This is a genomic window from Evansella halocellulosilytica (genome assembly GCF_002335745.1).
GTDB lineage: Bacteria > Bacillota > Bacilli > Bacillales > Salisediminibacteriaceae > Bacillus_CA > Bacillus_CA halocellulosilytica.
Genome location: NZ_NIST01000001.1, coordinates 905472 through 918003 on the forward strand (window position 1 = coordinate 905472; position 12532 = coordinate 918003).

The 12532-nt window shown below is 35.2% G+C and carries 10 protein-coding genes; 9 read left to right on the forward strand and 1 reads right to left on the reverse strand.

What is annotated here, in order from left to right; all coding sequences use genetic code 11:
* Positions 1 to 319 precede the first annotated feature (319 nt).
* The 9 genes from CD001_RS04205 (at position 320) to CD001_RS04250 (ending at position 11494) form a co-directional block, all read left to right on the forward strand.
* Positions 320 to 1171 carry a TnsA endonuclease C-terminal domain-containing protein gene (locus tag CD001_RS04205; protein ID WP_096186322.1) on the forward strand — a complete coding sequence of 284 codons (852 nt, stop codon included), beginning with the start codon at positions 320 to 322 and terminating at the stop codon, positions 1169 to 1171.
* Positions 1162 to 3285, forward strand: a complete 2124-nt coding sequence (locus tag CD001_RS04210) for a Mu transposase C-terminal domain-containing protein (protein ID WP_096186323.1) — start codon at positions 1162 to 1164, stop codon at positions 3283 to 3285. The genes CD001_RS04205 and CD001_RS04210 overlap by 10 nt, the downstream gene beginning before the upstream one ends.
* Positions 3278 to 4930 (forward strand): ATP-binding protein, encoded by a 1653-nt coding sequence (locus CD001_RS04215; RefSeq protein WP_096186324.1) that lies wholly within the window; start codon positions 3278 to 3280, stop codon positions 4928 to 4930. The genes CD001_RS04210 and CD001_RS04215 overlap by 8 nt, the downstream gene beginning before the upstream one ends.
* A gap of 6 nt (positions 4931 to 4936) precedes the next feature.
* Positions 4937 to 6844: a TnsD family Tn7-like transposition protein gene (locus CD001_RS04220; protein WP_096186325.1), complete on the forward strand. Its 1908-nt coding sequence runs from the start codon at positions 4937 to 4939 to the stop codon at positions 6842 to 6844.
* A 624-nt stretch (positions 6845 to 7468) separates the two neighbouring features.
* On the forward strand, positions 7469 to 7669 hold the full coding sequence (locus CD001_RS04230; RefSeq protein ID WP_096186327.1) for a hypothetical protein: 201 nt from the start codon (positions 7469 to 7471) through the stop codon (positions 7667 to 7669).
* 115 nt (positions 7670 to 7784) lie between these two features.
* Positions 7785 to 8384, forward strand: a complete 600-nt coding sequence (locus CD001_RS27220; protein ID WP_407081092.1) for a DUF6431 domain-containing protein — start codon at positions 7785 to 7787, stop codon at positions 8382 to 8384.
* Between the two features lie 196 nt (positions 8385 to 8580).
* Positions 8581 to 9957 carry a DDE-type integrase/transposase/recombinase gene (locus tag CD001_RS04240; protein ID WP_096186329.1) on the forward strand — a complete coding sequence of 459 codons (1377 nt, stop codon included), beginning with the start codon at positions 8581 to 8583 and terminating at the stop codon, positions 9955 to 9957.
* Positions 9954 to 10754: an ExeA family protein gene (locus CD001_RS04245; RefSeq protein ID WP_096186330.1), complete on the forward strand. Its 801-nt coding sequence runs from the start codon at positions 9954 to 9956 to the stop codon at positions 10752 to 10754. The genes CD001_RS04240 and CD001_RS04245 overlap by 4 nt, the downstream gene beginning before the upstream one ends.
* 392 nt (positions 10755 to 11146) lie before the next feature.
* Positions 11147 to 11494, forward strand: coding sequence for a hypothetical protein (locus tag CD001_RS04250; protein ID WP_096186331.1), 348 nt, complete (start codon positions 11147 to 11149; stop codon positions 11492 to 11494).
* 149 nt (positions 11495 to 11643) lie between these two features.
* On the opposite strand, the gene CD001_RS04255 is transcribed toward CD001_RS04250, so the two are convergent.
* Positions 11644 to 12396, reverse strand: a complete 753-nt coding sequence (locus CD001_RS04255) for a helix-turn-helix domain-containing protein (RefSeq protein ID WP_096186332.1) — start codon at positions 12394 to 12396, stop codon at positions 11644 to 11646.
* Between the last annotated feature and the right edge of the window lie 136 nt (positions 12397 to 12532).

Genomic DNA, 12532 nt, shown 5'->3' on the forward strand with positions numbered 1-12532 from the left:
GTTCATATACGGCTGAAAAGGGGCAAATCTATGAGCAAACTTTATTCTCATGAAATAAGTTGGGTAATGCCTTTGAGGCTAGATATGGCAAGGGATGGACGTGTTTACGCGTATCTGCAAACTTTATTCTAATTTAACATAGTTACAAAAACTTTTTTGCAGTAAATATCTTAGGTGTTAGAAGAATGATAATAATGTTCTCTTAAAATCATAAAAAAGATTGCTGGGGATATTGAATGTGTCTAACCGGCCCGTTAGAATCGAGTTACTAAAAATTCACTAGAATACTAGATACATATTGCAGTAGAGGAAGTGGAGTATGACTAAACGTAATCAACCTTGGAATGAGAATAAATATAATCGGTTTGTTAAAGAAGGACGAGGGCAAGGAGCAGGTAAGGAATATAAACCATGGTTGACTATTCAGGATTTTCCTTCTATGGGGCGGGTATCACGAATACTAGGATGGAAGAGTGGTAGGGTACATCATTTATTTTCGGATTTGCAGGCTCGATACTTTTATATGTTGGAGTGGGAAGATACGGTTGTGGACATACGAGAACATTTTCCCCTATTGGACCTTGAAGATACTATACAACAGAAATCAGATTTGAATTTCAAACTATTTACAGATAAAGAAAGTGGATACCCATATACACTAAGCACTAATTTCCTAATAACGATAAACAGAGCCGATGGAGTTAATTTGTATTTAGCAAGAAGCATAAAAATGGCTACGGAACTTGAGAAGAAAATGACATTAGAAAGGTTAGAGTTTGAACGCCGATATTGGACAGAAAAAGGAATAGACTGGGGAGTTGTTACTCAAAAAGAAATTTCTAATGTGTTTGCAAAAAATATTGAATGGGTGCATTCCTCCTTATATTCATATGCTGAAAGAGGCTTTACACAGGATGATTTGATTTATTTAGGTAACGCCTTAATAGAAAGGTTAATAGATGCCAAGCGTTCGATTAGAAAGATTACTGCCGACTTTGACAAAGATTTTAATTGCGATTCGGGAACAGGGTTGTTTGTTTTCAAGTTTTTAATTGCTTCAAAACAAATTGAGGTAGATATGACTAATCAAATTGACGTAAATCTATCCAACTCAATAATTGAAGTAAAACAACAAATAACGTATGAGGAGGTAAAAAGAAAATGCTTGTAGTGAATAACCTTATTTCCTTTAATACGTCAGAAAATGAGAAAGTAGTAGAAAGGGTTTTATGGCTTAATAAAGCACATAATTATGGGTATTTTTTTAATATTCATTCCATCTCTATGCCTTATGAAAGGAATATTTCGGACGTGGAAGGAGGGCTTAACAAGGGAAGCATAACTCTTGTTGAAAAAGACCCTTATAGAAGCCGCCTTATTAATGAAGAGGATATTCCCAAAAAACATCTGTTCTTACGTGACAATGCTTGGGAAATCATAAAGGATATCGTGAAGTTGGAACCATTTGTTTACCACCCAGCAGAAAGAAGAAAATTAATTCTAAAAAAATGTGAAGCCCATAATGTTCATGAAAGTACTGTTATTCGCTACTTAAAGAAGTATTGGCAACGCGGTAAAACCAAAAATGCCCTTTTACCTGATTATTATCTGTGTGGGGGTAAGGGTAAGGAAAAGAGGGCTAGTAATGTAAAAAGAGGAAGACCTAGAAAGCATGGACAGGTTACAGGAGAAGGAATAAATATTGATGAAAATATCAAAAGAATATTTAGGTCTGCTATAAACAAGCATTATTACTCCTCTGCTGAAAAATCACTAACTCTTACCTACGAATTAATGTTAAAAGATTATTTTAGCATGGACAGTAAAGTGAAAGGAAAAGTAGAAATACCCGTAATAAAATCCTATGGAGAGTTACCTTCACTAAATCAATTTAGATATTGGTTTGAAAAGGAAAGAGACATAAAAAAAGAAATCAGCCAAAGAAAAGGTCGAAAAAACTATGACCAAAACCATAGAGCAATTATTGGGGAGTCTACAACAGAAGCATTAGGTCCCGGTGCAGTTTATCAGATTGATGCAACGGTAGGCGACTTATACCTGTTATCAAGATTTAATCGTGATTGGATAATTGGACGACCTGTAATTTATTCTGTAATGGATGTTTATAGCAGAATGATCGTAGGTCTATATATTGGATTGGAAGGTCCATCTTGGGCTGGTGCAATGATGGCTTTGGCTAATGCTGCCTCTGATAAAGTTAGTTTTTGTCGGGACTTCGGAATTGAGATTGAAAAACATGAGTGGCCAGCCGCACACCTTCCAGAATCTATTTTGGCTGACCGAGGAGAATTAGAGGGAAGTAAAGTTGAGCCCCTAATTAATAACTTCGGAATAAAAATTCTAAATACACCCTCTTACAGGGCTGATTTAAAGGGAATAATTGAACAGCATTTCCGAGTGACCAATACAAGAACGAAGGCTTTTCTGCCGGGTTCAGTAAAGCCTGTTAAAGAACGTGGGGATCGTGATTACCGTTTGGAAGCACAATTGGATATTTACCAGTTTACTCAAGTAATTATTAAATGTGTTTTATACCATAATAATCAACATTATCTTACAAACTATCAGCGTGAAGAAATGATGGTGGAGGACGGCATAGAGTCTATTCCAATACAACTTTGGGAATGGGGGATAAACAACAAATCTGGAAAGTTACGTCATGCTTCAGAAGATATTGTAAAACTTAATCTCATGCCAACGGGCAAGGCTACTGTAACTGCAAAAGGGATTGCGTATAAAGGGTTACTATATGGTTCAAAACAGTCCTTAAAGGAAAGATGGTTTGAAAAAGCACGGAATCGGGGGACTTGGAAAATTGAAATAAGTTATGATCCAAGAAATATGGATTATATATATTTACGGGCTGAAGATGGTTTGAGTAAGGGCAAGATAGTTGAAGAAGTCAATTATTTGCTAGAATACGAGAAACTGAAAGAAAGGCAACACAAGGAGAAGACAATACAGTCAAAAGTTGATTTAAATACTGAAATCGAGGAAATTGTAAATCAGGCTAAACAGAAAACATCTCATAATCAAACGAATCAAACCAGTAATAGAAGCAAGATTGGAAGTATACGAGAAAACCGTACTGTTGAAAAAATGATTCAACGTGAAGAAGAGGCCTTTGAATTAAATAAAAGTAATATAGAAAACTCAGAGGTTGTTCCTTTTAATCAATCTGAAAGTAGTGAATTTATGGGGGATACAGGGTATGATTTGTTGTTGAGAAAGCAGAAGGAGGCTTTAAATAAAAAAGATGAATAGAGTCATCATTCCAAATGGTTGTGATGCTGTTGTTGCTGAATACGGGGAACAGGTTATTGAGGAATATAGTGGGAATCCCTTCATTGAAGCACTTCCTTCTATCCTTTCTACAGAGGAAGCCATTGAAAAAATGGCTATATATGCCGAATACAATTCAAAAGAAAGAATGCTAGATAAACATTATCGCATTCATTTGGTACAAAGATTATTCCAATGCTTTCAGCCGTTATGGATACACTTGGATTTGGAAAGTAGAATTTCCAGAGTTATTCGGCAGGGATATTTGGCAAGAAATCCTTTTCGAACCGGATATGCACAGGGCTTGCAGGAAGGGCATCGAAATATCAACGGATTGCAAAGTGAATTAAGCAATAATAGTGTTTTTAGAACAACAGCAGCAGGATTTACGATAATCGGTGTAAGTGGCATGGGAAAAACAACGGCTTTAAATAGGATTTTATCTTTATACCCTCAAGTCATTGTTCATAAAGACTATAATGGAATAAATTTCAGTATGTATCAACTTGTATGGCTTAAACTTGATTGCCCATTTGATTCTTCCTTGAGAGGACTAGCCTTGGAATTTTTCCGTAAGGTAGACGATTTATTGGGAACAGAGTATCACAAAAAATTTGGCCTAGGTAGAAAAACTATAAATGATATGTTGGTGATTATGTCTCAAATAGCGAGAAACACAGGGCTGGGTGTTTTAGTTATAGACGAGATTCAGCATTTAAGTAAAGCCAAAAGTGGTGGGGATCAGAAGATGCTGAACTTTTTTGTAACACTAGTTAATACAATTGGAGTTCCAGTTATTTTAGTAGGAACACCCGCTGGATTGTCTATTTTGCAAAGTGAATTTAGACAGGCAAGACGGGGAAGTGGTCAAGGAGATATGATTTGGGATAGGTTGAAAAACAATCAAAACTGGGATTTATTGATTAATGCACTTTGGGACTACCAATGGACAAGGCAGCAGATTCCTTTAACAGATGATTTTAAAAATATCCTGTATGAGGAAAGCCAAGGTATTATTGATATCTCGGTAAAACTCTATGCTATGGCTCAAATTGAGACCATTATGACAGGAAAAGAAGAGGTATTGCCTGAAACAATTAGTCAGGTGGCTAGTAAGCATCTACAACTGGTTAAACCAATGATTCAGGCTTTGAAGTCGGGCAACATTAGTAAGATTGCAAAGTTTGAGGATATCAGTACAGTGGACGTAGATTTTTTAGGATTTATCGAAAAAGAAAGTGCTTCTATTGATTTGCAAATGAAGATGGAAGCAATAAAAAGAACGCAAAAGAAAAGAGAACAAGAAATGAGTTTATCCATAAAAGAAAAAGCAATTTTGAAACTTATAGAGTTGGATTTTGAGCCAAACGAGGTTCAAAAGGTTGTAGAGGAAGTTACAGAAAAAGAGGGGAATTTGGAAATCAACGAACTGGTTGTAAAAGCGATTCAGGGAATATCCGCTTCAAATAAACGAAAGAAAAGGACAAAGAAGGAGGAATTTTCGGTAGTAAATGATATAAGGATCTTGGTAAATGAGGGACGAAAGGAAAATAAGACAGTTTATGAAATTCTTCGGTATGGTGGTTTTATCAAAAGTCATAAAAGCGATTTCGGTCAGACAGGGTGATGTGAAATGATGACCTTTTTTCCTGTACCGTATAAAGATGAACTTTTATACAGCGTTCTGGCGAGATACCACGTTCGTAGTGGAAACGTCAGTATCAAAGCCACACAAAAGGATATATACGGTACGGACAGTATTACAGCAATAATGGACTTGCCTTCTCATATCTATCGTATTATGGAAAACCTTCCTGTTGGCCATCATTATATGCCAGAATACTTAATTGCAAATCACACACTGTATCCATTCTACGCGGCTTTCCTGCCACCTGAATATGCTGCTAAAGTTAAGGGATCTATGATTGGGGACAAGGGGGGCAGTATTTACAATAGAATTGGTTTGATGGCAAGTACAGTTAAGTTTAATCAGTACTTTAAATTTTGCCCCAAATGTGCCGATGAGGAGATGTATAATCTTGGAGAAATGTATTGGCATAGAATTCATCAAATACCGGGAGTTCTTGTTTGTCCAGAGCATAATACCCCGCTGTGTGATAGCCAAGTCCCTGTTAGGGGTTATAACAAACATGATTATAGATCAGCCACCCCAGAAACTTGCAAAATAAATTACCCTAAGTTAAATTACCCTGACAATATCATGGATAAGGCAATCAATCTTGCACAGGATATTGATTATATGTTAAATAACAAAACGGAAAATAAATCATTAGAGTGGTTTAAAGGACAGTATATCAATAGGCTAAAAGAACTTGGGTTTGCAAATATAAACGGTAGGATAAAACAAAAGGAGTTGTTAGAATCATTCGTGAATTTTTATGGTCATAGATTTTTAAGAATGGTTCAATCCGACATTGGTTTCAATAGTAATAGTAATTGGCTATATGAAATGATTCGGAGAAACAATAGATCAAGCCATCCTATTAGACATCTTTTATTCACACATTTTTTAGGGATTTCTCCTTCACATATTTTTAATAAAAAGATTGAGTACAAGCCCTTTGGAGAGAGACCGTGGCCATGTTTGAATTCTGCTGCTAGCCATTATTTAAAACCTGTGATTAACGATATGGAAATAAAGTATGGTGCAGATAGTAAAAGTCCTATTGGTATTTTTATATGTGATTGCGGCTTTGTTTACCTCAGAACGGGCCCTGATCGTGAAGAAAAAGACAGATATAAAATAACAAAGATTAAGCATTTTGGCTCTGTATGGGAAAACAAATTAAAGAAACTTACTAATCAAAGACTAAGTTTAAGAGAAACGGCAAGGCAATTGGCTGTAGACCCAGCCACAGTCAAAAAATATGCGAAGAAATTAGACTTGAAAACATACTGGTTAAAAAGAAGTGGGGAAGATCAAAAAATTGTAAATATCAATAAGGAAGATTCTTCTGTTGAGAAGAAAGAAAGTTTCAGAAGAGAATGGATGAATTTAATAAAACAGTATCCGCACAGTAGTAAAACAGAATTACGCCAACTTAACAATAGAGTGTTTACATGGCTGTATCGAAATGATAGGAACTGGTTGAATCGAAACTCCCCTAAAATAAAATCAACAGTCAACGATAATCATAGGGTTGACTGGGAGCAACGGGACGAGGAAATTTACGAAAATGTAAGAATTGCAGTCAATGAAATGTTGACTGTCGGGAAGCCCATACGTATTACGATAAGTTCAATAGGTAGTAGAATTGGAATTAGACCATTATTGGAAAAACACCTTGATAAACTACCAATGACAAAAGCGTATTTGAATGACAAAACTGAGAGTATTAAGGATTTTCAAATTAGAAGGTTACAATGGGCAGTACAAGAGTTACAGAAAGACGGGCAGGATTTGTCTTTATGGAGAATATATCGAAAGGCAGGGATTAGGGAAAACTTTCAGAAAGACCTTCAGGAAGAAGCAATAAAATTAATTGTTGAGAAGAATAACTTGTGCCTATGGGTTTATTAAATAGGTATATATCGCTTTAATTTTTTCATGGTTAGGTTAGTAAATTTTATAACAGTAAGAAAGAAGAGTAAGACTAGGAAGTAATTTTCTATCTTGCTCTTTTTTATTATTTGTCAATCAAAAATTACTTCATCCGTTCTGATACATAGTAATTCTAAGTATCTTATTGCAATGGTCTTTTTAGTATTAAATCACTGAAAAATGAAGGGGAAATTGGCTCTGTGATTTTATTTAAGGGTTTCCTTATATGATCGTATAGGAGGTAAAATAAACCTCTTTTAAATGGCGTTTCCTAATAAAAATAGGTATTGATAATAAGATATTAAATTTCACTATTTTCACGATTTATTATTATGGCCATATGAAAATATCCCATCAAGAATTTCTATTAATATCGATATAGTCTTTTGAAATTTATGATACAACTAACTTGGTGGAACAAATTGATAATAAAAAAAGTAACCAGTTCCTTTCCTAATACGGAGTTATTTCCCGAATTTTTAAAAAAGGAGGTGAACAGGGGGACGTTTAATTGTACATTAGGGAAATACGGGAACGAACGTACAGTTACACGAGGGAAGGTGAACACCCGTGCAAACGGCCAGAAAAGGAGGTTGATACAAAATGAAAGAAATTAAAATAAAGGATAGTAAAGATTTCATTTTAGAATACATCCATGGAGTCCATGGACAAAAAATTGTAATTACTGAGGAGGGGGCATGCTATAGGGTAGGTTGCAATACTATTTCAGGTCTAAATTGTCCGCCGCCATTTCCAATGACGGCGGATTTTGACATTTTAGGAATTAATATTGACGTTACATGAGGTAGATTATATGTGACAATGGATTTTTGAGAAAAATATCCATTACGGAAGAAAGGCAAAATAAAAGCCCCAAAGAGATGACCGTCTCTTTGAGGCAAAAACATTTTCAAAAACCATGATTATCATAAAACATATCTCTAAATCTATCAAGGGGTACTTGAGGAATTACCATGAAGTACCACCCGTCTATAATGAACCATGCCCATTATGTGGAAGTAACCTTCATAAACATGGTTATTACAAAAGAACAGTCCTTACAAAGTCAAAGAGTTATATCCTTCGGATTTATCGCTGGAGATGCTCGAATCAAACTTGTAGACAAACAATCTCTATTCTCCCTGACTTTTTAATACCATATCGAGCTCATTACACATTGATCTATGAGAGTTTCTTTTTGAGGATTTTTCATAAAAGAGAAACGTATCAAAGTGCTAATCTAAAGATAACACGTGGCTACCCTTATCTTATACCAAAGGGAACCTTGAAACGTTGGAAACGACAATGTAATAAACAACTTCAACGTCTCACCCAGCAAATGTTAAAAATGTTATTAAGGGTGTATCCTGCCTTCAATGTTGGATCAAAGGTCCGTCACCCGAATGTGGCGGAGACTCTTATTCAACTCATCTTAACCGTTTGGAAAAAAGTTCATCCTTCGAATCCTTACCCCTTCTACGGTTTTCTCCCATGGATAAATTTGCTTATACAAGAATAAATGCCTCGCAATGGAATTTCCTTCAGGAAGTCTTTCACCGACATCATCAATGCCATTTTGTATTCGCCTAAAATACGGCTAATAATAACCATAAAGTTCCAATAAGGGTCGTGAAATCCCACAGAACTTGTCCCCTCTTCAATTGAGCCCCTTTATAAGAAAATAGAAAAGACATTTTATTTAAAGGAGGCAGGAGATGGACGAACAACTGAGAACAAACATCGCACTATTTCGGTTTGGTTTAATATCAAACGTTGTAACCAGAACCTTGGAAAAAGGAGAATTATCACAACATCTAAGATCTATATCCAATCAAAAGCACATCAATGCATATGGAGAAGAGCAAACCATTAGCAAACGAACACTCGAACGTTATCTTCAACTTTATCGTCAAGGAGGCTTCGAAGCACTAAAACCTAGTAAACGTGCAACATGTACATCAAGAGTGATTGGAGAAGAAGTATTAACGAAAGCGATTAGATTGAAAAAGGAAAAGCCTGAACGCTCTGTCGAGCAAATCATTCGTATTCTAGAGTTAGCAGGTGTTATTAAACAAGGAGAAATATCAGAGAGTACGTTATCGAAACAATTAAGAAAGCTAAATATTACGAGAAAGAAATTAAGAGGATCAAAGTCGGGGAGTTATCGTCGTTTTGAGTTCCCTTATCGAAATGCATGTTGGCAAGGGGATGTTCAACATACACTTTATCTTCCAGATCCTAATAAACCAGAGCGTAGACTCACTGCGAAACTCATTGCATTCATGGATGACTATTCAAGGTCCATCGTCCATGGCGAATTTTACTTTCAGGAACGAGGACCACAATTAGAAGACTGTTTACAAAAAGCAATGATTTCTCAAGGGAAGCCTGAACAAATTTACGTCGATAACGGAGCAGTATATCGATCGGATATTTTAAAACTTGCATGTGCAAAGTTAGGGATTAAACTTTCCCACTCTAAACCTGGACGTCCTGAAGGACGTGGGAAATTAGAGCGCTTTTTCCAGTTTGTCGATACCTCTTTTAAAGTTGAAGCTTATGACTTAATCGAATCTGGAAAAATACAAACCATTGAGGAACTAAATCATTATTTTCAAATTTGGTTAGGTACGTTCTATCATGAACGCAAACATGGAGAAACAAAGCAAACACCTAGAGAGCGTTTTGAAGAAAATGATCATCCACTCGTTTTTCCCACATTAGAAGAAATGAAGCAAGCATTCTTATGGGAGGAAAAGAGAAAGGTAGATAAGACAGGGTGTATATCCTTTCAAAATAATAAATATGAAGTAGATTCTGTGCTTAGTGGCAGTGAAATTATTGTTCGATACGACCCAATCGATTTAAATCATCTTGAAGTGTGGCACGATGGAAAAAGCTTTGGTATGGCAAACGCTTTGGAAGTTCATCGAACAATTGATAGACGGTTCATTATGGAAGAAGAAACACAAGAAGAAATAAAAACACAATATAACTTTTTAGAACTCATCCTTCCTGAGCATGAAAAGAAAAAGAAAGAGCAATTGGGACGCTTAAGTTACAGTTCCATTATAAGAGGTGAAGACAAATGATAGCAGCTTATTTTGGGTGGGAAAAAACCCCTTTTCAAAAACAAATATTAACGCATGATTTATTCCAATCCGAACAGTTCGAAGAAATGCAAGCAAGACTCGAATTCATGATTAACCAAAGAGAATTCGGCCTTATCACAGGAGAAGTTGGTGCAGGAAAAACAACCGCCCTACGGGCTTTGCATGACCGTCTTGTATCAAGTGAACATGTTTTTCTTTATTTATCAGATTCATCTTTAAAACCAAGGGATTTTTACCGAGAGATGCTTGTGCAAGTTGGGATTGAACCAATGTTTTTAGCAAGTGATCTGAAAAGACAATTCAAAGCCGCTCTACTAGACTTATATCAAAACAAGGAAAAAACACCGATTGTAGTGATCGATGAAGCACACCTTTTATCGCCTACAATGTTGCAAGAAATTCGTTTCTTAACAAACTTTGAAATTGACTCATTATCCCCTTTAGCACTTATTTTAGTGGGGCAACCAGAATTACGTGATAAAATACGCCTTCGAAGTCTAGAAGCTATTTCTCAACGAATTACAACTCGTTTTCATTTAGTAGGATTAACGTATGATGAAATGAAAGAATATATAGAGCATCATTTGAAAGTTGCAGGCGAAGAAAGACAAATATTTACGGAAGCTGCCATGAAGAATATTTATACGTACACAAAAGGAATTTTACGATTAACAAATCGTTTATGTACAGAGTGTTTATTAGATTGCGTTGCGAGAAAAGATAAGTTAGTTGACGAAGATACCGTAGAAAGAGTAATCGCTGACCAGAGATATTAAATAAACAATTTGACTTCGGAAAGGGTTAATTTAATGGAGACCAAATTAAGTACCATTACCATAAAAAGCATGAGCATGGATGACAAGATGGAACTGCTTAAACAAATAGAAAAAGAAAATGAAGAATTAAAGAAGCAAAACAAAGAGTTAATCAAAGCAATTTAAAAGCATAGAGAGCATATAGAAATGAAATTATTATTATAATTATCTCCCTCGTCTTAAAGACGGGGATTTTTTATAGCTGACAAAAAAGTGGCGGTTAAAAGAAGGAAAACGAAATGGCGGTTCCGAAGGAAGTTAGTCAACGACAGTGACGTTTCCGAAAGAACCGTCATTTAATATGGCTTCTGACACTAAATGAATATGAATTTCCATTAAATCAGTTTAATGAATTGTCTCCATTCCAACTATATAAAAACCTTGAAGAGAATAACTTTTCCCTAACCCTTTTTGATGAAAATGAAGGAGATATTGTTATTCAAGCAGAAAGAATAGAATTTAGGGATTTATGTGATAACGAAGAAGAACTTTTAAAGTATATAAAATGGGATTTAGTTGATCATGTAGATGAATGCACATATCTTGAGGAAAATGATGAGGAAGAATATCAGGATTTCAAAGATGAATTGTTAGATGCTTCGACTAAAAAAGAAATACAAAATCTGTTAAATAACTACATAGTACTAAATGAAAAATATGATATTGAAGATAAAATCGAAGATTTCATCTTCCTTATTTAATTCATTGTTAGGTGACCGTATCGCAAATAGTGGTAAAACAGAGAGTAGAAATTGTTATAAAAAAAGAGTGGATAGAAAAAATCTAGTAATTTGTTATGGTAAAAGAGCGCACTCCTTGTATGGAATGTGCTCTTTGTAATTCTGAAAACTTAATATGTACTTTCTTCAAGTCTTTTAAGTGCCTTCTCATATGCAGTGTTTCTTTCTTTTTCCTCCCAATCTAGTCTTTGTAAAATTCGCTGCCAATATATATTTCCCTCTTCAGCATACGATTTTGCAGTTTCTCTCCACAGATATGCTTCGGCCTCTTCAAGGACAATAAAATGGCGAGTATGGATTTTAAAGTGAGGCATTCCGTCTTCTTTAATTAAACTATAAATAGTAGACGGGCTTGTCCGAAAATGATTTGCTGCTTCTTTTATAGTTAGAACAGTTCTGCCATAATACCTTTCTTTGTCTTTTTTTGTGAAGTTTTTTATTTCATTTGAAAAAATAGTTAATTCTTCTCTTATTATTTTCCTAATTATTTCATCGATCATTGTAGGCTCCCCCTTTGTTTTGTGGAAGTTATCAATTTCAGACTGAACGGAATTCACATCCCAATTATTATCGGGATCAGTCCAACCAAACTTTTTATAATTATCAATTGTATCTTTTATTTCGTTTTCATCTAGAATAATTCGAGATTTAACTTTTCGGTGAGGCATTGCTCTCGAAAATGTCAACTGACGTATTACGGAAGAGCCAATGCCGGTTAATGAGGATACCTCTTTGATAGTTAAATATTTTTTGGTGCAATACTCTTTATCCTTATACAGATTATTTAACGAAGCAGATATCTCATTTTTAATGATTGTCTCCAAAAGGTACTCAAATGAATTACTACTTAACAGGCTGTCCATTAACTCTCCTCCATTATTTACGTTGCCATCTTAAATTCCCAATTTTAAGACTGTCTTTATTATTGCTATCTAAGATTACCTCAAAATTGTGCTTCTTATAAAAGTGAATGGAACCTTCCAATTCTTTTTGCGAAAA

Coding starts and splice junctions, on each gene's coding strand:
- CD001_RS04210 (WP_096186323.1), top strand. CDS start 1,162: ATGCTTGTAGTGAATAACCTTATTTCCTTTAATACGTCAGAAAATGAG.
- CD001_RS04240 (WP_096186329.1), top strand. CDS start 8,581: ATGGACGAACAACTGAGAACAAACATCGCACTATTTCGGTTTGGTTTA.
- CD001_RS27220 (WP_407081092.1), top strand. CDS start 7,785: ATGATTATCATAAAACATATCTCTAAATCTATCAAGGGGTACTTGAGG.
- CD001_RS04215 (WP_096186324.1), top strand. CDS start 3,278: ATGAATAGAGTCATCATTCCAAATGGTTGTGATGCTGTTGTTGCTGAA.
- CD001_RS04230 (WP_096186327.1), top strand. CDS start 7,469: ATGAAAGAAATTAAAATAAAGGATAGTAAAGATTTCATTTTAGAATAC.
- CD001_RS04245 (WP_096186330.1), top strand. CDS start 9,954: ATGATAGCAGCTTATTTTGGGTGGGAAAAAACCCCTTTTCAAAAACAA.
- CD001_RS04255 (WP_096186332.1), bottom strand. CDS start 12,396: ATGGACAGCCTGTTAAGTAGTAATTCATTTGAGTACCTTTTGGAGACA.
- CD001_RS04220 (WP_096186325.1), top strand. CDS start 4,937: ATGATGACCTTTTTTCCTGTACCGTATAAAGATGAACTTTTATACAGC.
- CD001_RS04205 (WP_096186322.1), top strand. CDS start 320: ATGACTAAACGTAATCAACCTTGGAATGAGAATAAATATAATCGGTTT.